We start from the raw sequence: 19,649 nt of genomic DNA, 5'->3' as shown, positions 1-19,649 counted from the left end.
TGCCTCGCCTACGTTTTTAGAGGCACCCATGTGTCTGCCGCATTCCCCTGTCTTATCCCGCAAGTTCGCATCGGTGACCCCTTGAACGAGCCGCAGTCCGTTCGCCCTGCAATCGCCACACCGCGCCCCTCGGCCTGTCCGGGGTTGCTGCGTATCGTCGCGGCGCGCGACGGTGGCATCTGTCGCATCAAGCTGGCCGGTGGCGTGCTTGGCCAGGCGCAGGCGCTGGCGGTGGCCACGGCGGCCGAGCAACATGCCCAAGGCGTGATTGAGCTGACCAATCGGGCCAACCTGCAGATTCGCGGCATCGACGGCGATCACCAGGCCCTGGCCGGCGAGCTGATGGCCGCCGGCTGCGGCCCGGCCAACCCGGCCAGCGACGATGTGCGCAACCTGATGCTCAGCCCCACGGCCGGGCTTGACCCATTGATGCTGTGCGATACCCGGCCGCTGGCGGCGCAAGTGCTGGCCTCGCTGGAAAACCGTCCGCGCCTGCATGAACTGTCAGCCAAGTTCGCCGTGTCACTGGACGGCGGCGAAGGCTTGGCGATGCTCGAACATCATCACGACCTGTGGTTGTCGGCCTTGATGCTCGACGGTCAGCCATGGCTGGGCTTCGGCCTGGCGGGTTGCCCGGCACACGACCGGCCGCTGGCAGCGGTGCCGCTGGCGCAGGGGCATGACCTGGTGATGGCGGTGCTGACGCTGTTCCTGGACCTGGCGCGGCCCGATCAGGCGCGTATGCGTCAGTTGTTGCAGGACGTGCCGGCCGAGGCCTTCTTGCAGCACCTGGTGCCGCGTCTCGACCCGCCGCTGCGCCGCGATGCGGCGGTGTGCGGCTGGCAGCGTCCGGCGGCAGCAGACGGCCGGCATCTGGGCCTTTATCCACAGGCGCAGGCCGCGCAGGTGGCCGTGGGTGCCGCCCCGCCACTGGGACGGCTGGACAGCGAGTTGCTGCGCAAGGTTGCCCGTCTGGCCGAGGCGTATGGCGATGCCAGCCTGCACCTGACGCCTTGGCAAAGCCTGCTGCTGCCCAATGTGCCCGCCACCCGCGCACCGGACTTGCTGGCGGCCTTGCAGGCGGCCGGGCTGCTGACCGATGCCGCACAACCCCTGGCGCGGCTGGTGGCCTGCACGGGCTCGGCCGGTTGCGCCAAGGGTCTGGCCGACACCAAGGCCGATGCCCTGGCCCTGGCCGGACACCTGCCGGAGGGTACGGCCGTGCACCTGAGCGGTTGCCCGCGCTCATGTGCCAGCGCTCATGTGGCGCCGCTGACCCTGCTGGCGGTGGCACCCGGCCTTTATGATCTTTACCAGCGAGACGCGCAGCACCCGGGCTTCGGTGTGCTGCGCGCCCGCCACCTTACAATTGACGCAGCCGGCGCATTTTTGAACGCCGGCTCAGGAGCTGCACTGCATGATTGATTACATCCGCGATGGTCAGGAAATTTATCGCAATTCCTTCGCGATCATCCGCGCCGAAGCGCGGCTGGAGACCATTCCCGCCGACCTGGAAAAACTCGCCGTGCGAGTGATTCATGCCTGCGGCATGGTCGATGTGATCGAACACCTGCGCTTTTCCGAGGGGGCTGGCGCCGCCGGCCGCCAGGCGCTGGCCGCCGGGGCGCCGATCCTGTGCGATGCGCGCATGGTCTCCGAGGGCATTACCCGTTCGCGGCTGCCGGCCAATAACCCGATCATCTGCACCCTGCACGACGACGGCGTGCCGGAACTGGCCAAGGCCCTGGGCAACACCCGTTCGGCAGTGGCCCTGGAGCGTTGGCGCGAGCACCTCGAAGGCAGCGTGGTGGTGATCGGCAACGCGCCGACCGCCCTGTTCTACCTGCTGGAGATGCTCGATGCCGGCGCACCGAAGCCTGCGTTGATCATCGGCTTTCCGGTGGGCTTTGTCGGCGCGGCCGAGTCCAAGGCGATGCTGGCGGCCGACAGTCGTGGCGTGCCGTTCGTGATCGTCGAAGGCCGGCGCGGTGGCAGCGCCATGGCGGTGGCGGCGGTCAACGCCCTGGCCACGGAGGTCGAGTGATGCAGGCGCGTGGCAAACTGATCGGGCTGGGCGTGGGCCCCGGCGACCCGGAGCTGATTACCGTCAAGGCCCTGCGCCTGCTGCGCGAGTCGCCGGTGGTGGCGTATTTCGTGGCCAAGGGCAAGAAGGGCAATGCCTTCGGCATCATCGAAGGGCATCTGCAGGAAGCCCAGACCCTGCTGCCGCTGGTGTACCCGGTGACCACCGAGGCGCTGCCTGCACCGCTTTCATATGAACAGGTGATCAGCGATTTCTACGACCAGGCCAGTCTGGACGTGGCCGCGCACCTGGATGCCGGACGCGACGTGGCGGTGATCTGCGAAGGCGATCCGTTCTTCTATGGCTCCTACATGTACCTGCACGATCGCCTGGCCGAACAGTACCTGGCCGAGGTGATCCCTGGCGTGTGCTCGATGCTCGGCGGCGCCTCGGTGCTGGGCGTGCCGCTGGTATACCGCAACCAGAGCCTGTCGGTGCTGTCGGGGGTGCTGTCGCATGACGAACTCAAGCACAAGCTGGCCGATGCCGACGCCGCGGTGATCATGAAACTGGGGCGCAACTTTCCCAAGGTGCGCCAGGTGCTGGCCGAGCTGGGACTGGCGAGCCGGGCCCTGTACGTCGAGCGGGCCACCATGAGTAACCAGAAGATCGTGCCACTTGATGAGGTCGACCCGATGTCGTCGCCGTACTTCTCGTTGATCATTGTTCCCGGTGAAAGGTGGCAAGGCTGATGGCCCATAACCTCCCGGCCCTGGTCATCCTCGGCAACGGCAGCCTGGCCACGGCGCAACGTATCCAGCAGTTGTATCCGGGCGCGCGGGTTCATGGCCTGAGCGAGCGGGTGCAAGGCGCCGACGTCACTTACGACGACTTTGGCGCGACCCTGCGTCAGCTGTATCAACAGAACACGCCCATCATCGCCTTGTGTGCGGCCGGTATCGTGATCCGTACGCTCGCGCCGTTGCTGCTGGAAAAGGGCGCCGAGCCGCCGGTGCTGGCCGTGGCCGAGGACGGCAGCGCCGTGGTGCCGCTGCTGGGCGGGCTGGGCGGGGTCAACGTCATGGCCCGCACGATCGCCGCGCACCTGCAGGTGACCCCGGCGATTACCACCAGTGGCGAGCTGCGTTTTGGCACCTGCCTGCTCAACCCGCCCGAGGGCTACGTGCTGGGCGACCTGGAGCAGGGCAAGCGCTTTGTCTCTGACCTGCTGGCCGGTGAAACGGTGCGCATCGAAGGCCAGGCCCCCTGGCTGGGCGCGGCGCGCCTGCCCGAAGATCCACAGGCCGCCCGCTCGATCCATGTCGGCCATGCCGAGCGCGCGCCGGCCGCCGATGAGTTGCTGATCTACCCGCGCAATGTACTGGTGGAGGTCGGGCAGGTCACCGATGACCTGGCGGTTCGTGTACGCACGGCCTTGCATCAGGACGGCATTGCCGCGCAGTCGCTGGCCTGCCTGCTGGCTGACATTTCATCGATGGCTGATGCGCGGCTGCACCAGGCCGCTGCCGACTTGCAGGTGCCGGTGCGGTTTGGCCAGGCAGACGTACCGTTGCAGATATCCCTGCATGACGGGCTGGCCATTGGTGTAGGCGCCGCACCGCTGGATGTCGAGCGTATCGGCCAGCGCCGGGGGCGGCTGGCGGTCATCGGCCTGGGGCCGGGCGCGGCTGAACTGATGGTGCCGGCGGTCAAGGCCGAGCTGGCCCGCGCCACGGATGTACTGGGCTATGAAACCTATGTGCGCATGGCCGGCCCCTTCCGTGAGGACCAGGTGCTGCACTGCACTGATAACCGCGAAGAAATGCAGCGCGCCCGGCATGCTTTTGAACTGGCGGCACAAGGCCGTTCGGTGGTGGTGGTGTCATCCGGCGACCCGGGCGTGTTTGCCATGGCCGCCGCCGTGCTCGAAGCCCTGCATGAAGTGGCGGACGATGCCGCCCATGCCGACTGGCATGCCGTCGAGCTGCAAATGCTGCCCGGTGTCTCGGCCAGCCTGGCCACCGCCGCCCAGGCCGGCGCGCCGCTGGGGCATGATTTCTGTGTGATGTCGCTGTCGGACAACCTCAAGCCCTGGGACATCATCGAACGCCGCCTGGACCTCGCGGCCCAGGCCGACCTGGCGCTGGCCTTCTACAACCCCATCTCCCGCTCGCGCCCCTGGCAACTGGGCCGGGCGCTGGAAATCGTGCGCCAGCACCGCACCCCAGAGACGCCTGTGACCCTGGGCCGCGACATCGGCCGCCCCGGCCAGACCCTGCGCATCATCACGCTGGGCGAACTGACCCCCGAACAGGTCGACATGCGCACCATGGTGCTGATCGGTTCGTCCACCACCTGCACCTTTGCCCGCGCCGGTGGCGGGCAATGGGTGTATACGCCGCGTTGGTATGGCAATAAACCATAGCAAGACCAAGGCCGGCAGTTTGCCTTTGCCGGCCTTCTTTCCTTGGATGTTGTAGGAAATGACATGTCAATAATATGGAAAGATGACCTGCGATAAGGGATATTTTCCATACGGCCTGCCGAGCACGTTTAATAAAGTCGCTGCGCTGATTTGATGAGTATTTGTCAAACGTTGTCGATGGGCTTCTTAATAGCTTGATAAATCACGAAATAGATTGGGCTGATTAAAATTCCTACATGATGTGTTGCTGTTTACTTTCAAATTCCTACAGCTTCTGTATGGGCGATGCTGCAACTTGGCAGTGGCGGGTAAAAAGTCCGCTTGCTAGTCTTTTGCTTGACCCGCAAGGGGATCAAACAACTAACAAGGACTGTAAAATATGAGCCCGTTTAAAGAAATGGATGTCGAATCGCGTCGTCAATACATTGCCAACTGCGAACTGGAAAGTTGCCCGCCACCTTCGGCCCTGTTCGTTCAGGACGCGCCGGTCACCACCGACGAACTGGCCAAGGGGGTGGTGGTCGACAGCAACTTGCTGGCATTCACCCCGGGCACTTCCGCTGAAGTGATCGAAGACGTCAACGACTGCATGCTGTTTGCCACGCTGGTCGCCAACAAGGCGTTCAATCCCGAACAGCAGAACACCGAGTGGTTTGCCAAGTACAACGAAGTGCTGAGCTTCCTCGGCTGGGCGCCTGCCGAGTTGAAGTATTACCAGGCCGGCAACGAGTCCCAGACCCTGTCCATGGACCGTATCGTCCTGGACATGCTGAAGACAGCCCTGCTCGCCGCCACCCTGCCGGGCCCTACATCGGCCATCATGATCGGCACGGCGACGCGCATGATCGACAGGTTGCGCACCAGCGATCAACCGCTGCGCCTGTTCGAACGCCAGAGCAAGCACCAGCAGGGTGCCAACTTCCGTGTCGGTGCCTGCGACGAGTCCGATGACGGCGTGGTCAACATGGTGGTCAGCTCGGTCAACTTCCGCTCCAGCAGCCAGGCCGTCAATGTGTTGTTCGTCAGTTGGGGCCGCGGGGAGGCCGAAGTGTATGGCGCCAGTTATAACCTGCGTTTCAACCGTCGCCATTATGAAAGCGTGCAGGCCGATGTCCGTAGGAAACTGACGGCCGATGCCCGCCGGAACATCGAAGCATTCGACATCTGATCGATTGGCCAGCCGGGAGCAGCTTATGAGTAAGCCGTTGAGTGACATGATCGTCAATGCCGGGTGCCTGTTATTCCTTCATGGCAACCGCACGCACCCTCAGGATGTACTGGACACGACGCTGTACGCACAACTTGCAGCCTCGAAGAAACACTCCAGGTTTACCGATTATTCGCACTGGAAAGACACCTGGCTGGCGGCTGCCTTGTACCTGGGCTGGGCCTCCCTGGCCAGCCAGCGTATTGAAAGACCTGCTCCCTGCAAGGTGCCGTCAAGCTTCTGGAGCCTGGCCCATGCACTGCGGCCCGAGTTCGTCAGCGCAGAGTTGCTCAAGCGCAGCGAGGCCAACATCAGCAGGCTGTTGCTCAACCATGCCGCCTTCACGCTGTTTACCGATCAGGTCATGGGGCCGGGTGCGACCACTGTGGCCATGCAGGTCGGGGTGATCGATGACGACCATGACCTGACCCTGATGCAACTGCGCTTCGACTGCCGGCGTCCGCTGGACCGGAGCGCGCTGTTCGGACCGTGGGACTGCAATCTGCTGCAGGGCAATATCGAATTCAGCTTTCACCGGCTGCAATTATCCGAAGCGCTCTATGCCCCGCGTCGTGCCGCCACCGTGGCCGCGCTCAAGGAGCGTCGGTCGGGCCTGGTCTATGAACTGCTCTGCTCGGGAGCCGCTTCATGAACGCCGATTTTATCGGGCAGGTCGGCGATGCCGACACCCTGGTCGCCTTCTTTCCCGGCGTGCCTGCCGCGCAACGTGACGATATTCAGGATGCATTGCTGTACGCGCATCTGTTTGCCAGCCACCAGCATGATGTGCAGCAGCAATGGCATGGCTGGATGCAGTACTACCGCAACCGTCTGGAAAAATGCGGGTTTGTGCGGCAAAGCCTGGTGGTCAAAGATTCGGTCCTGCTCAGCAGCCGCGATGACATTGACACCGCCAGCTTCAGGATCCTTGGGGCAACTGCCAGTGACAACGTTCGTGCGCTGGTACGCAATGCCGTGGTCCGGCTCGGCATTAAACAGATGGCGCTGAGTTATTTCGATGGTGGTCGCTTGTCCGCCCGCATGGGCAGTTTCCAGATCGTGCCGTGCGAAATGTCCGGCGCTGGCCAGGTCGGTGTCCTGCTCTGTGGCCTGCGCGTTTCCACCGATCAGGCGTCACCGGACGCGCGGCGCCTGATCATGCACTTCAAGGGGGGCAGCTATAGCTTTGACCCTCGGGGCTACGACACGCAACGCCAGGCAGTGCACAGTTATCTGGCGGGCAAGGCCAATGCCGTGATTCGCCAGATCGAGTTGTAGCGGTGTTTCAAGCCGGTGTTGAAGCGGTTGTCATGTCAATGACCCCACGGGCGCGGGACGGATGCACGTTCTTGAAATGTGCATCCGGGCAATAGGCCCAACGCTGTGCTTCATCAACCAGTGATCATGATGATCATGTGTATTTATTGAAGGGACGTCACGATGAACAATAACAATATGAACGATTTGCCCACTCAGGAAGAGTGCGATTTATTCTTTGCCGGTCTGCCGCCCCTGGCGTCTTCGCGCGGCAAACCTTCGGTGTTTCCTGCAGATCTCAACGTACTGGCCGATCCGGCCGAGGATGACGACATCGGCAAGATCAGCAAGGAGGCGCCGGCCATTATTGCTTTTAGCGACGGTGTAAGTGAACAGAATCGCGAGGCGGTCATGCTGGGCGTGGAGTTTGCCGAAACCGTTGCCAGCAACAAGGTCGATATCGACCAGGACGCTGTGCAATGGCTGACGGAGTACGCCAGGGCCATGCGTATTGCCGGCTGGCTGACCGTGGGGGGCCATGAGTACGGTTCCTATACCTCCTCCGATAAAAGTCTGACCATGGACTCGGTAGTACTTGAGCTGATCAGTGCCGTGGCTGGACCTAATAAAGCCAGTGTTCTTGCACTTCTGGAGATTGTTCTCGATAAGCTGCAAAAGGACGAGTCACTGATGAGGCTGTTCGAGGGCAACAGCAAGAAAGGATCCTTGGCGCGTTTCAGAATCATGCCGTGCATTGAGTCGAGCGCAGGCACGCCCATTACTTATCTCCTGTCGATGCATTGCGTATACAAAAGCTCATCCGGCGGTGCGCTGTTCTGGAAGTGGTCGACGTCCAGTTTGAGTATTAACCGGCTGGTCAAGGGTGTTCAGTTCAACAAGGCGACATTTGAGCGCAATAGAGAGCGTATTCTCAAGCATCTCGAAGGCAGTGCGGACGACTTCTTTAATGGGTTGAATTAATTGCCCCACAGGGCCACTCATGTCAGTGGCCCTGTTTCCTCGGCAATGACAGAAGGTACAGGCAATGGATTGCAATCTTCAAAGCTGGCTGATCGCCGGCCATCTAGTGTGCGCCCTCGATCCAGCATCCCTTCGGGATGACGATATCGCCGATACGCTACTTTTTGCACAATGTGTGGCTGATAAGCGCGCCTGCCGTTTCGAGGCGTCTGCACCGTGGTTTGACGAACACAGCAGGGCGCTGCGTGAACTCAAATGGATCAATGCAGACTTTCAGTCCACGACCCGACGCCTCGAAGATGACGAGGTCGTCACGCTGGCATTGCTGACCGAACAGTTGTTACTCAAGCGTCTGAGCAATCAGTCTTTCCGGGACATCAAACAGATGATGGATTGTCTGTCCTTGTCCGCTCAGGCACAGGTTGTATTGCGTCGGTCGATGCTGGAGCCACTTCCCGATCAGGCTGACCCTGAGGTCAACGCAATGCGCAGCCTGGTGCTAATGCTCAGCGCCATTGATCGGGCTGGTGGGGTGAGTTTGATGTACATGCACATGCGCACAAGTACGATCTTTGAACAGGATTTTTTCCGGCAGCCGATCAGTGGTGGCGATGTCGAGGCAGAGGTGCAACTGAAGTATCTTCGTCTGGAGTGGAATGCGGTTGGCTATGAAAGCCTGCGCGCCAAGGTCAAGGATTTCCTCGCGAGGCAGGGGCAGACACCGGTATGGCCGATCCGGTGTGAGCCATCCACCATCGAAGGATCAGCTTCATAGTCCGGGTGCACTATTGCACCAGATACCCCCTGATCCCTGTAAAGATGATCTGCGCTGCCAGGGCGCAGACGAACAGCCCCATCAGCCGGCTGACAATCTGCAAGCCCTGGTCGCCCAGCAGGCGTTCGATGCGGTTGGCCATGAACAGCACGAGGCCCACGGTCAGGCTCGCCAGGGCGATGCTCAACAGCGCAGTGATCTTGTCATCCCAGTGCGGCTGGCTGACCCCCATGACCAGCAAAGCACCGATGGTGCCGGGGCCGACGGTGATGGGAATGGTCAGCGGCACGATGCTGACATCCTGTTGAATGTTGTCGGTCTGCACCGCCGACTTGCCCTGGGCCATGCCCAGCGCCGAGATGAACAGCACGGTGCCGGCGCCAATCCGGAACGCATCGACGGTGATGCCGAACAGATCGAAGATGACCCGGCCGAACAGGTACAGCAACACACTGGACACCAGGGTCGCCAGGGCGACCTTCCAGGCCAGGCGCTTCTGCTCCTTGCGCGAATGGCCACGGGTCAGGCTGATGAAACAGGACAAAACGAAGAACGGGCTATAAAGCACCAGCATCTTCAGGTACACGCTGGACAGCACATGGAGCATGGTTCGCGCTCGCGAGGGGGGAGGGTGCGCGCAGTCTACCAGCGGTCGGTCTTCAGTTCTGCTGCTGGGTCAGGCTGCGTGCCTGGTTACGCTGGGCCAGCCAGTATTCGATCTGCTCGCGCAGTTGCGACAATTCCACCGGCTTGGACATGTGACCGTCCATGCCGGCCTGACGGGCGCGGTCCTTGTGCTCGTTCAGAATGTGCGCGGTCAGCGCCACGATCGGGGTGCGTACCCGCTGGTTACCCACTTCCCAGGCCCGCAGTTGCTCGGTGGCCGAGAAACCGTCGAGCACTGGCATTTCGCAATCCATCAGCACCAGGTCATAGCGCTGGGCCTTCATCGCCCGCAGCGCTTCCTCGCCATTGCTCGCCGTGTCGGGCTTGAGGTTGAGCTTGCCCAGCATGCCGCGAATCACCTTGGTCGAAATGGTGTTGTCTTCCGCCACCAGGATGCGGAAGTCGCTGGGTACGCTGATCGGACTGACCAGAACCTGCGCCTGCTCGGGCGAGGCGTAGGCGCCCCCCTTGTTCAACTGCGTCAGTTCGTCGGCCAGGGTGGTCTTGAGCGTGTAGCCGGCCACCGGCTTGGCCAGGATGCGCTTGATCCCGGCGTTGCGGGCGATGATCTTGCTCGGGGCGTTGCTGATGCCGGTGAGCATGATCAGCAGGATGTCGTGGTTCAGGCTCGGGTCTTCCTTGATCTTGGCCGCCAGTTGCATGCCGGTCATGCCGGGCATGTTCTGGTCGAGCAAGACCACGTCGAAATAGTCACGCAAGTGCGCCTTGGTGCGCAGCAACGCCAAGGCCTCCTTGCCGGAGGCCACGGCGCTGACGTTCAGGCCCCATGCCGAGCACTGCTGCACCAGCACCTTGCGGCAGGTGTCGTTGTCATCGACCACCAGCAGGCGCGCGTCCTTGAGCGGGCTGTCCAGGTCCAGGGTCGGTTGTTCCAGCAGGTGGGCGGGCAACGGCAGGCTCAGCCACAGGGTATTGCCCAGGCCGGCGCTGTTCTGGATGCCGAAGTCGCCGTCCATGAGCATGATCAGTTGCCGGGCAATCACCAGTCCCATGTGCCCGCCCAGCTTGCTGGAGGCCAGGAAATTCTTGCTGTGCAGCTCGGTATGCAGCAGCGCCTCGCGCTCTTCGCTCGACAGCGCCTCGCCGGTGTCCTGCACGGCAATGCGCAGGCGCGGCTTGCCGGCGCGGCTGTCGAGGGCCGCCACCAGCAGGATTTCACCGCCCTCGGTCTTTTTCAGGGCGTTTTCCAGCAGGCTCAGCAGGGTCTGGCGCAGCCGCGTCGGATCGCCACTGATGACCCGTGGCACCGGCGCCTGCACCAGGCTGATCAGCTCGACATTCTGTTGCTCGGCCTTGGCCCGGAAGATGTTCAGGCAGTCTTCGATCAGGGCGCTGATATCGAACTGCACGTCGTCCAGTTCGATCTGTCCGGATTCAAGCTTGGTGATGTCGAGGATTTCGTTGATCAGGCTCAGCAGTTCGTTGCCAGCGGTGTGGATGGTCTGCACGTAATCGCGTTGCTTGACCGACAGCGGCGTGTCCAGCAGCAGCTCGGTCATGCCCAGCACGCCGTTCATGGGGGTGCGGATCTCGTGGCTGATCTTGGCCAGGAACTCGGCCTTGGCGTTGATTTCTGCCGTGCTGGCGGCTTCGTCGCGGCTGATGCTGAACTTGTCCTGGGCAATGCTGCGCTGGCGCTCGCTCATGGCGGTGTTCATCAACAGGCCACTGATGCAGAACACACCCAGCAGAATCAGGATCAGCCACTGCGGCGGGATCAGGCTCAGCCACAGCATGCCGGGCAGCAGCACCATGAAGCCCAGCGTGAAGATCACCATCGACAACACGAACAGCCGCGCGGAGCGATAGCCGGTGAGCCAGTGCCAGATCGACACCCCGAGAATGCTCAGGATGGTCAGGCTGACCAGCAGGAAGGTGATCAGGTTGATTGCCAGGTGATCGCCCGCCAGCACCAGCAGCGCACCGAGCGCCATCAGGACCCCGTCAACCAACAGCAGGCGATCAAGCGCGTGGGCCTTGCGATGGGCGAAGAAGCAAAAGGTGTACATCAGGCCGGTGATGGCCGCGACCAACAGCGCCAGATGCGCGCTGGGCGTTTGCGGGATGTGCCAGCTGTCGAACACGTTGAGCCGGTTGAGCAGCAGCAGGGCGCTGAGCGCCAGCAGGGCTTCGCACGCCGCCAGCCACAGGTTGGTGCGTGAGCGGCTATGGGTGTAGCGGGCGATGTTCTGCAGGATCAGCATGCCCAGCAGCCCGAACATCAGCCCGGCCAGAAATGGCTCATGCTCGTTGGCGGCGCTGTCGATGGCCGGTTGCAGGCTGATATCAGGGCGCATGTTCTGGGTCGAGGCCAGGCGCAGGTACAGGTCCAGTGGCGCATCGCTTTGCGGCACGGGCAGGAGGAAGTCGTTGGAAGGCAGGCGCTGGCTGTCTTTGGGCACCGTATTGCCGGTGCGCTGCTGGTCGATCAGGTGTTCACCCTTGAACACGTACAGATCGGCGCTGGCCAGGTCCGGGGCAAAAATGCGCAGCAACTGTTCATGGTTGCCAGGTTGCAGCCGATAGTGCAGCCACAGGGCGCTGTTGCGGCCGGCGGCGGTGATGCTGTCAGGTTCGCGCGGGCTGAACTGGTTCTGGTGCTGCGCGGCACGGACCTGGTCGATCGGCAGGTTGCCCTTGTCGTCGAGCAGGGATGACCAGCCGGTTGTCGCTGCCTGGGCGGACAACAACATAATCAGCGACAGCAGGCCAACGGTTGAAGCTATGGCAATCCTGAGCCAGCGCACGGCGAAATCCCTTCGTGAATGAATGCCTGAAAACATGCGCGGTGCGGGTACAGCCTGCCAGCCCCGCAGGGGGCTGGCAGGACGGCCTTATTCCAGGCCTTCACCACGCTCGCGGGCAATGGCGCGATAGCCAATGTCCTTGCGATAGAAGCTGCCTTGCCATTCGATTTCGCCCGCCAGGGCGTAGGCGTTCTGCTGGGCCTCGCTCACGCTGTCGCCCAGCGCGGTCGCGCACAGTACGCGCCCACCGCTGGTCACCACGTTGCCATCCTTGAGCGCCGTACCGGCGTGAAACACCTTGCCGGGCAACCGGGCTGCCGCATCCAGGCCATTGATGGCTGCACCCTTGGCGTAGTCGCCAGGGTAACCGCCGGCCGCCAGGACAATCCCCAGGCTCGGACGCGGGTCCCACTGGGCCTCGACCTTGTCCAGAGCTTGCGCCATTGCAGCCTCGATCAGCAAGACCAGGCTCGACTGCAGGCGCAGCATCACAGGTTGGGTCTCGGGGTCGCCAAAGCGGCAGTTGAACTCGATGACCTTCGGGTTGCCGGCCTTGTCGATCATCAGGCCCGCATAGAGGAAGCCTGTGTAGACGTTGCCTTCCTCGGCCATGCCGCGGACCGTCGGCCAGATGACCTGGTCCATGACCCGCTGGTGCACTTCGGCCGTGACCACCGGTGCCGGCGAATAGGCGCCCATGCCACCGGTGTTCGGACCGCTGTCGCCGTCGCCGACACGCTTGTGGTCCTGGCTGGTGGCCATCGGCAGCACGTTCTTGCCGTCGACCATGACGATGAAGCTGGCTTCCTCGCCGTCCAGGAACTCTTCGATGACCACGCGCGAGCCGGCATCGCCAAAGGCATTGCCGGCCAGCATGTCGCGCACGGCGTCTTCGGCTTCGCCCAGGGTCATGGCGACGATGACGCCCTTGCCGGCGGCCAGGCCGTCAGCCTTGATGACGATCGGCGCGCCTTTTTCACGCAGGTAGGCCAGGGCCGGCTCGACCTCGGTGAAGTTCTGGTAGTCGGCGGTCGGGATCTTGTGCCGGGCCAGAAAGTCCTTGGTGAAGGCCTTGGAGCCTTCCAGCTGGGCGGCGCCAGCGGTCGGGCCGAAGCAGTCCAGGCCACGGCTGCGGAACAGGTCCACGACACCGGCCACCAGCGGTACTTCAGGGCCGACGATGGTCAGCGCTACGTTCTTCTCGGCGAAATCGGCCAGTTGCTCCAGGGCCAGCACGTCGATGGCGACGTTTTCGCACTTGGCTTCGATGGCAGTGCCGGCATTGCCCGGCGCCACGAAGACTTTCTCGACACGAGGGTCCTGGGCGACTTTCCAGGCCAGGGCGTGTTCACGGCCACCGCTGCCAATGATCAATACATTCATTTCAAAAACCTCGATGACGCTGAATTCTCTGGGTAATGCAATCATGCATTACGAGGTCGCAATGGCGTAGGTGGATGCAAGGCGGATGGGGCTGGAACGAGCGCAGTTGCCTCATGGCAATGAGCATCGGGCCAGCCCCATCCAACGTAGCAGACGCCTGCGGCAGTGCGGCCGGTTTTATAAATCAGTGGCGGAAATGGCGCATGCCAGTGAACACCATTGCAATACCGGCTTCGTCGGCGGCGGCGATGACTTCGGCATCGCGCATCGAGCCACCCGGCTGGATCACGGCGGTGATACCGGCCTTGGCGGCATTGTCGATGCCGTCGCGGAACGGGAAGAACGCATCGGAGGCCATGACCGCGCCCTGCACCTGCAGGCCGGCGTGCTCGGCCTTGATGGCGGCGATACGGGCCGAGTTGACGCGGCTCATCTGGCCGGCGCCGATGCCGACGGTCTGGCGGTTCCTGGCGTAGACAATGGCGTTGGACTTGACGTACTTGGCCACTTTCCAGGCGAAGATCAGGTCATGCACTTCCTGCTCGCTCGGGGCGCGCCGGGTGACCACTTTCAGGTCATCGGCGCTGATCATGCCAATGTCGCGGCTCTGCACCAGCAGACCGCCGTTGACGCGCTTGTAGTCCCAGGCCGGCAGGCGCTCGCCCCACTGGCCGCTGACCAGCAGGCGTACGTTGGCCTTGCTGGCAACAATGGCCTGGGCCTCGGCGCTGACGCTTGGGGCAATGATGACTTCGACGAACTGGCGCTCGACGATGGCCTTGGCCGTCTCGGCGTCCAGCTCGCGGTTGAAGGCAATGATGCCGCCGAAGGCCGACTCGGTGTCGGTGGCGTAGGCCAGGTCGTAGGCCTTGCGGATGCCACCTTCGTCGTCAGGGCAGACCGAGACGCCGCACGGGTTGGCGTGCTTGACGATCACGCAGGCCGGCTTGACGAAGCTCTTGACGCATTCGAGCGCGGCATCGGTGTCGGCCACGTTGTTGAACGACAGTTCCTTGCCTTGCAACTGGGTGGCGGTGGCGATGCCGACTTCGGCAGGCCTGGCTTCAACGTAGAACGCCGCGCTCTGGTGCGGGTTCTCGCCGTAGCGCATTTCCTGCGCCTTGACGAACTGGGTGTTGAAGGTGCGCGGGAACTGGCCACGGCCTTCGGTGCTCAGGGTGTCGGCGCTCTGGTCGATGCCGCCCAGGTAGTTGGCGATCATGCCGTCGTAGGCGGCGGTGTGCTCGAAGGCCTTGAGCATCAGGTCGAAACGCTGGGCGTAGGTCAGGCCGCCGGCCTTGAGGCTTTCGAGGACGCTGGCGTAGTCGCCGGCATTGACCACGATGGCCACGTCCTTGTGGTTCTTGGCGGCGGAACGGACCATGGTCGGGCCGCCGATGTCGATGTTCTCGATGGCAGTCGGCAGGTCACAGCCTGGCTTGGCGACGGTGGCTTCGAACGGGTAGAGGTTGACCGCCACCAGGTCGATCGGCTTGATGCCATGCTCGCCCATCACGCCGTCGTCGGTGCCGCGACGGCCCAGGATGCCGCCGTGGATTTTCGGATGCAGGGTCTTGACCCGGCCGTCCATCATTTCCGGGAAGCCCGTGTAGTCAGCGACTTCAACCGCAGCAACGCCATTGTCGCGCAGCAGCTTGAAGGTGCCGCCGGTGGACAGGATTTCCACGCCCAAGGCTTCAAGCTCGCGGGCAAATTCAAGGATTCCGGTCTTGTCGGACACGCTGATCAAAGCGCGGCGGATCGGCAGGCGGGTGGTCTGGTCGGTCATCTCGAGTTCCATCAAAGCAAAAGGAATCAGCAAAAAAGGCGACGCTGGTGCAGGCCGGTCGCCTTTGTCTGTCAGGGGATGCTTACAGCAGGTCGTACTGTTTGAGTTTCTTGCGCAGCGTGCCGCGGTTCAGGCCCAGGACCTCGGAGGCCTTGGTCTGGTTGCCCTTGACGTAGTTCATGACGCTTTCGAGCAGTGGGGCTTCGACTTCCGACAGCACCAGGTTGTACACGTCCGTGACGTTGGCGCCTTCGAGGTGGGCGAAATAATTGTGCAGCGCCTTCTCGACACTACCGCGCAGGGTCTGGCCCTCTTCGCTCGGCGTGTTGAGGTGCTGTTTCAAATTGACATTGTCGCTCACGGGTGTCGTTCCACTCACTAAAGTCTCGGTCATCATCGTCATGCGGCCACCTCTTCTTCACTCTTTTCATCCGGGCCCTGGCCGCTCTGGCTCAGGAATTCCCGGATGTTGGCGCATTGCTCTTGCGTATCGTCCAAACGATTGAAGCGGGCGCGAAACTCCCTGGCGCCCGGCAAGGTTGCGAGATACCAGCCGACATGCTTACGTGCGATCCGCACGCCCATCACATCGCCGTAGAAGGCATGGAGCGCATGCAGGTGCTCCAGCAAGATGCCTTCCACTTCCTCCAGACCCACCGCCGGCAGCTTCTCGCCGGTGCGCAGGTAGTGCTCTATCTCGCGAAAAATCCACGGCCGCCCCTGGGCGGCCCTGCCAATCAGCAATCCATCGGCCCCGGTGGCCTGCAAGACATGCAAGGCCTTCTCGGGCGAGTCGATGTCACCGTTGGCGAACACCGGGATCGACACCGCCTGCTTGATCGCGGCAATGGTGTCGTACTCGGCCTCGCCGGTGTACAGGTCGGCCCGGGTGCGCCCGTGCACGGCCAGCGCCTGGATTCCTGCCTGCTCGGCAATGCGTGCCACGGTCAGGCCGTTCTTGTGGTCACGGTCCCAGCCGGTGCGAATCTTCAGTGTGACCGGCACATCGACTGCGGCGACAACGGCCTGCAGGATCTCGGTCACCAGTTGTTCGTCCTTGAGCAGCGCAGAGCCTGCCGCCTTGTTACAGACCTTCTTGGCCGGGCAGCCCATGTTGATGTCGATGATCTGCGCACCGAACTCGACATTGGCCCGTGCGGCATCGGCCAGCATCTGCGGGTCGCCACCGGCGATCTGCACCGAGCGAGGCTCGGGATCGCCTTCATGGATCATGCGCAGCCGCGATTTGCGGCTGTTCCACAGGCTCATGTCACTGGTGACCATTTCCGACACCACCAGGCCCGCGCCCAGGCGCCGGCATAACTGGCGGAAAGGCTGGTCGGTGACGCCCGCCATCGGGGCGAGAATCAAGCCGTTCTGCAATGTATAAGGGCCGATACGTACCGCCGACATAGCTTTACCTATAAAGGGGCCGAATCATCCAAAGGCCGCATGGAAAACCGCTGCATGCGGTCTGCAACGGTTCGCTCGTCCAGCTGCTAGCGCAGCGGCCAGACCGAACCTGGAGTTTGAAAAAGGGTGGGCATGATACCCGCTCTGGGTGACTGGATAAAGACTGAACTGGATAAAATATGAACAGTTGGCCAAGTGCCGGGAACAGGTGGTTTATTGCGGCCTGATTGCAGCTAAAGGTCGCGAACGTGCCGGGAAGTGTTGCTCGGTGCGCTGCTGCCGGCGCCCCGGCAGCGAGGCGCACGGTCTATTCGGGTGAGCGGAAATTGAGGTTGTAGTTCACCGCCTTTGCGCCTGGATCAAGGATATCCAGCGCAATATGGATCGGCGTCTGCGGTGGCATTTCTTCCTTGCCGGCCATTTCACCACTGAGGTATTCGCTGGGCTTGAACCGACGACTGGCAATCAGTTGACCGCCGGTATCGGCAAAGCGCAGTTCCAGTAATGGAAACGGCTGGGAAAAGGCCGCGCGGTTATAAATGATCGCATCGACCACCAGCGCGCCCTGGAAGTCCGGATGGCTGCGTACCACCAGGTTGCTGCTCTTGAGCTGGCTGATGTCGACCTTGGAAGGCACTTTGCATCCCAGTTGCGGGCACCATTGCTGAAACAGCGGCCGATACTGGTCCTGGCGGGCCAGGTGGTCGAAGTGGTAGTTGATGTACTGGGCCGCCAGGCCCAGCAGCGCCAGCAGGATCAGGATGATCCACAACAGGCGACCGCCGCGACGCGGCCTGGGTTGCTGCCAGTCCAGTTGCAGCGGGTCGTCGGTCAGTTCCAGCAGGGCCTTTTCGCGGATGGCCGGCTCATTGCGCGCGCGCGGGTTGTAGGGCGGCTCATCGACATGCTCGTCATGCTCGTCGTCATCGGCCGCCAGGGCCGACAGGCGTTCCTGGCGCTCCGGTGGCGGCTTGAGCACGCCCAGTGCCGGTGTTTCGGGCTCGTCGGGGTCATCGTCCACGACAAGGCTGTCAGGCGACAGCGAAGGCTCGGTCCGTGACGCCAGAGGGGATTCCGGCTGCGCTTGCGGCTCCAGCTCTGGCTCTGGTTCATCTGGCACCGGGTCGACGGTGCTGATGACCTCGGCCTGGACTTCAGGCAGGTGCGCGACATCGTCGTTGCGCAGGCTGCCGATCCAGTCGTCCTGCTCGTGCTCGCTCTGCTCGGTGTCGCGCCGGGCGCTGAGGCGGGTGTCGGCGGGTGGTGTTCGCGGCCGGAAAGCATGGGGCGGCCGGTTGTCGCGCTGTTCCAGGCGGGCCAGTTCTTCGTCCAGGTCAAGGTTGTCCAGGTCCAGCTCGCTGACCAGCCAGGGATTTTCATCCTGCGCGCCTTTGCCGGCGGCCGGGTGCGGTTGCAGGATCGGTGCGGACTTGGCCAGGGCGGCGGGCGCGACCTGTTCCGGGGGCGGTGCTGGCTGGAACTGGCCCGGCAGCACGATCGGTGCTTGCGGGTCGGTATCAGGCGCTTCGGCCTGGCGCTCACGCTGGCGTTGTTCAAGCAGCTGTCGGGCGGCATTGAACACTTGCAGGCAGGCCCCGCAGCGTACAACGCCACGGGCCACGCTCAGTTGCGCGTGGCCGACCTTGAAGCTGGTCTGGCAGTGCGGACACTGGGTGACGAAACTGTCGGTCATGCGGCGCTCCGGTTCAGGCGCGATCAGCGACGACGGCCGGTGATGCGGACCCAGCCATCACGGTTGGCGATCGGATCAAGTTCGAACGCTTCAGCATAGGCGGCGGCGACTTCTTCGCCCTGTTCGGCGAGAATGCCCGATAGCGCCAGGCGACCGCCGGCCTTGACCAGGCTGGCCAGTTGCGGGGCCAGCTCGACCAGAGGACCCGCCAGGATATTGGCCACCAGCACGTCGGCTTGTTGAGGTGGCAGGTCCTGGGGCAGGTACAGCGGTAAGCGCTCGGCGGCCAGGCCGTTGCGCCCGGCATTGTCGCGCGACGCTTCCAGCGCCTGCACGTCAATGTCGGTGCCGGTGGCCAGGTCGGCGCCCAGCAGCAGCGCGGCGATGGCCAGGATGCCCGAGCCGCAGCCAAAATCCAGCACCTTGCAGCCCTTGAGGTCCTGGCCGTCGAGCCATTCAAGGCACAGCGCCGTGGTCGGATGGGTGCCGGTGCCGAAGGCCAGGCCCGGGTCAAGCAACAGGTTCACGGCCTCGGGCTCGGGCGCGGCATGCCAGCTGGGCACGATCCACAACCGCTGGCCAAAGCGCATGGGCTGGAAGTCAGCCATCCAGCTGCGCTCCCAGTCCTGGTCCTCGATGACTTCGGCGCTGTGTTCGGGCAACTCGGCGTTGGTCAGCAGGCGCAGGTGCGCCAGTGCCAGGTCGGGCTGGGTGTCGGCTTCGAACAGGGCCAGCAGGTGGGTGTGGGTCCACAGTGGCGTGGTGTTGAGCTCGGGCTCGAAGATCGGCTGGTCTTCGGCGTCCATGAATGTCACCGACACGGCGCCGACTTCAAGCAGGGCGTCTTCGTAGGTTTCGGCTTGTTCCGGGCTGATGGCGAGACGGATTTGCAGCCAGGGCATGGCAGGTTACCTATGAAAATGACAGGAAAGCCGCGAAGTTTACTTCAGCTTCGCGCTAAATGCTCGTGACGTAATGGGGCGATCGGACGGGGATCCTCATCAGCCGCTTCCCGGCTGAAGCCGGTCCTGCAGGGTAATGCCGATCAGTCAGGGGGATTTCGTCAGATGCTGTCGCATCGAGGCTTGATTGATTGGCATTCGTCCTGCAGGTTGCCGCGTGACTTGATCCGGCGATGAGGCCGGCTCAGCCCATACAACGGCTGTGTCTACACGTCAGTCATCGCCGGCAAGCCGCCTCCCACGGTAATGGGTTGGGCCGTTGCCTGCCAGAAACGACAAGCCCCGCATGGGCGGGGCTTGTCGTTTC

17 protein-coding genes are annotated in these 19,649 nt (G+C 62.9%); 9 read left to right on the top strand and 8 right to left on the bottom strand.

All coding sequences use genetic code 11. From position 1 onward, the window contains the following. The first annotated feature begins 81 nt into the window (after positions 1 to 81). From cobG to DGA31_RS23435, 9 genes are all read left to right on the top strand, one after another. Positions 82 to 1,425 carry a precorrin-3B synthase gene (gene cobG / locus DGA31_RS23475; protein WP_109514150.1) on the top strand — a complete coding sequence of 448 codons (1,344 nt, stop codon included), beginning with the start codon at positions 82 to 84 and terminating at the stop codon, positions 1,423 to 1,425. Further along, the gene (locus DGA31_RS23470; protein ID WP_056840724.1) at positions 1,418 to 2,044 is read left to right on the top strand and encodes a precorrin-8X methylmutase; all 627 of its coding nucleotides are present in this window, start codon (positions 1,418 to 1,420) and stop codon (positions 2,042 to 2,044) included. The genes cobG and DGA31_RS23470 overlap by 8 nt, the downstream gene beginning before the upstream one ends. Continuing rightward, positions 2,044 to 2,775 carry a precorrin-2 C(20)-methyltransferase gene (locus tag DGA31_RS23465; protein ID WP_109514149.1) on the top strand — a complete coding sequence of 244 codons (732 nt, stop codon included), beginning with the start codon at positions 2,044 to 2,046 and terminating at the stop codon, positions 2,773 to 2,775. Before DGA31_RS23470 ends, DGA31_RS23465 begins: the two co-directional genes overlap by 1 nt. Further along, positions 2,775 to 4,448: a precorrin-3B C(17)-methyltransferase gene (cobJ, locus tag DGA31_RS23460; protein WP_109514148.1), complete on the top strand. Its 1,674-nt coding sequence runs from the start codon at positions 2,775 to 2,777 to the stop codon at positions 4,446 to 4,448. The genes DGA31_RS23465 and cobJ overlap by 1 nt, the downstream gene beginning before the upstream one ends. Before the next feature lie 379 nt (positions 4,449 to 4,827). Next, on the top strand, positions 4,828 to 5,616 hold the full coding sequence (locus DGA31_RS23455; protein ID WP_109514147.1) for a hypothetical protein: 789 nt from the start codon (positions 4,828 to 4,830) through the stop codon (positions 5,614 to 5,616). A gap of 25 nt (positions 5,617 to 5,641) precedes the next feature. Further along, complete coding sequence (locus tag DGA31_RS23450) at positions 5,642 to 6,307, top strand: hypothetical protein (RefSeq protein ID WP_109514146.1); 666 nt, start codon at positions 5,642 to 5,644, stop codon at positions 6,305 to 6,307. Next, positions 6,304 to 6,933 carry a hypothetical protein gene (locus DGA31_RS23445; RefSeq protein ID WP_109514145.1) on the top strand — a complete coding sequence of 210 codons (630 nt, stop codon included), beginning with the start codon at positions 6,304 to 6,306 and terminating at the stop codon, positions 6,931 to 6,933. Before DGA31_RS23450 ends, DGA31_RS23445 begins: the two co-directional genes overlap by 4 nt. A gap of 162 nt (positions 6,934 to 7,095) precedes the next feature. After that, positions 7,096 to 7,893, top strand: a complete 798-nt coding sequence (locus DGA31_RS23440) for a hypothetical protein (RefSeq protein WP_109514144.1) — start codon at positions 7,096 to 7,098, stop codon at positions 7,891 to 7,893. A 64-nt stretch (positions 7,894 to 7,957) separates the two neighbouring features. Then, complete coding sequence (locus DGA31_RS23435) at positions 7,958 to 8,668, top strand: hypothetical protein (protein ID WP_109514143.1); 711 nt, start codon at positions 7,958 to 7,960, stop codon at positions 8,666 to 8,668. 10 nt (positions 8,669 to 8,678) lie between these two features. On the opposite strand, the gene DGA31_RS23430 is transcribed toward DGA31_RS23435, so the two are convergent. The 8 genes from DGA31_RS23430 to prmA all read right to left on the bottom strand — a co-directional run bounded on the left by DGA31_RS23430 (position 8,679) and on the right by prmA (position 19,282). Further along, on the bottom strand, positions 8,679 to 9,275 hold the full coding sequence (locus DGA31_RS23430) for a MarC family protein (RefSeq protein ID WP_109514142.1): 597 nt from the start codon (positions 9,273 to 9,275) through the stop codon (positions 8,679 to 8,681). A 52-nt stretch (positions 9,276 to 9,327) separates the two neighbouring features. Beyond that, entirely contained in the window at positions 9,328 to 12,102 is a 2,775-nt protein-coding gene (locus DGA31_RS23425; protein WP_109514141.1) for a hybrid sensor histidine kinase/response regulator, read from the bottom strand. An 87-nt stretch (positions 12,103 to 12,189) separates the two neighbouring features. Then, positions 12,190 to 13,485: a phosphoribosylamine--glycine ligase gene (gene purD / locus DGA31_RS23420; protein ID WP_056840827.1), complete on the bottom strand. Its 1,296-nt coding sequence runs from the start codon at positions 13,483 to 13,485 to the stop codon at positions 12,190 to 12,192. Positions 13,486 to 13,669: 184 nt separating this feature from the next. Further along, positions 13,670 to 15,274 carry a bifunctional phosphoribosylaminoimidazolecarboxamide formyltransferase/IMP cyclohydrolase gene (gene purH, locus DGA31_RS23415; protein WP_109514140.1) on the bottom strand — a complete coding sequence of 535 codons (1,605 nt, stop codon included), beginning with the start codon at positions 15,272 to 15,274 and terminating at the stop codon, positions 13,670 to 13,672. Between the two features lie 82 nt (positions 15,275 to 15,356). After that, positions 15,357 to 15,677: a DNA-binding transcriptional regulator Fis gene (fis, locus tag DGA31_RS23410; protein WP_045486967.1), complete on the bottom strand. Its 321-nt coding sequence runs from the start codon at positions 15,675 to 15,677 to the stop codon at positions 15,357 to 15,359. Next, positions 15,674 to 16,687 (bottom strand): tRNA dihydrouridine synthase DusB, encoded by a 1,014-nt coding sequence (gene dusB, locus DGA31_RS23405; RefSeq protein ID WP_109514139.1) that lies wholly within the window; start codon positions 16,685 to 16,687, stop codon positions 15,674 to 15,676. Before dusB ends, fis begins: the two co-directional genes overlap by 4 nt. A gap of 307 nt (positions 16,688 to 16,994) precedes the next feature. Then, positions 16,995 to 18,380, bottom strand: a complete 1,386-nt coding sequence (locus tag DGA31_RS23400) for a DUF3426 domain-containing protein (RefSeq protein WP_109514138.1) — start codon at positions 18,378 to 18,380, stop codon at positions 16,995 to 16,997. 23 nt (positions 18,381 to 18,403) lie between these two features. Further along, positions 18,404 to 19,282, bottom strand: coding sequence for a 50S ribosomal protein L11 methyltransferase (prmA, locus tag DGA31_RS23395; RefSeq protein ID WP_109514137.1), 879 nt, complete (start codon positions 19,280 to 19,282; stop codon positions 18,404 to 18,406). Positions 19,283 to 19,649: the final 367 nt, after the last annotated feature.

This window comes from Pseudomonas ovata (genome assembly GCF_003131185.1).
GTDB lineage: Bacteria > Pseudomonadota > Gammaproteobacteria > Pseudomonadales > Pseudomonadaceae > Aquipseudomonas > Aquipseudomonas ovata.
Note: the sequence above shows the minus strand (reverse complement) of the source record. Positions and strands in the feature narration are given on the sequence as shown.

Excerpts from the sequence above, each read along its gene's own strand:
- DGA31_RS23470 (WP_056840724.1), top strand. The coding sequence starts at position 1,418 with ATGATTGATTACATCCGCGATGGTCAGGAAATTTATCGCAATTCCTTC.
- DGA31_RS23465 (WP_109514149.1), top strand. The coding sequence starts at position 2,044 with ATGCAGGCGCGTGGCAAACTGATCGGGCTGGGCGTGGGCCCCGGCGAC.
- cobJ (WP_109514148.1), top strand. The coding sequence starts at position 2,775 with ATGGCCCATAACCTCCCGGCCCTGGTCATCCTCGGCAACGGCAGCCTG.
- DGA31_RS23455 (WP_109514147.1), top strand. The coding sequence starts at position 4,828 with ATGAGCCCGTTTAAAGAAATGGATGTCGAATCGCGTCGTCAATACATT.
- DGA31_RS23450 (WP_109514146.1), top strand. The coding sequence starts at position 5,642 with ATGAGTAAGCCGTTGAGTGACATGATCGTCAATGCCGGGTGCCTGTTA.
- DGA31_RS23445 (WP_109514145.1), top strand. The coding sequence starts at position 6,304 with ATGAACGCCGATTTTATCGGGCAGGTCGGCGATGCCGACACCCTGGTC.
- DGA31_RS23440 (WP_109514144.1), top strand. The coding sequence starts at position 7,096 with ATGAACAATAACAATATGAACGATTTGCCCACTCAGGAAGAGTGCGAT.
- DGA31_RS23435 (WP_109514143.1), top strand. The coding sequence starts at position 7,958 with ATGGATTGCAATCTTCAAAGCTGGCTGATCGCCGGCCATCTAGTGTGC.
- DGA31_RS23430 (WP_109514142.1), bottom strand. The coding sequence starts at position 9,275 with ATGCTCCATGTGCTGTCCAGCGTGTACCTGAAGATGCTGGTGCTTTAT.
- purD (WP_056840827.1), bottom strand. The coding sequence starts at position 13,485 with ATGAATGTATTGATCATTGGCAGCGGTGGCCGTGAACACGCCCTGGCC.
- purH (WP_109514140.1), bottom strand. The coding sequence starts at position 15,274 with ATGACCGACCAGACCACCCGCCTGCCGATCCGCCGCGCTTTGATCAGC.
- fis (WP_045486967.1), bottom strand. The coding sequence starts at position 15,677 with ATGACGATGATGACCGAGACTTTAGTGAGTGGAACGACACCCGTGAGC.
- dusB (WP_109514139.1), bottom strand. The coding sequence starts at position 16,687 with ATGTCGGCGGTACGTATCGGCCCTTATACATTGCAGAACGGCTTGATT.
- DGA31_RS23400 (WP_109514138.1), bottom strand. The coding sequence starts at position 18,380 with ATGACCGACAGTTTCGTCACCCAGTGTCCGCACTGCCAGACCAGCTTC.
- prmA (WP_109514137.1), bottom strand. The coding sequence starts at position 19,282 with ATGCCCTGGCTGCAAATCCGTCTCGCCATCAGCCCGGAACAAGCCGAA.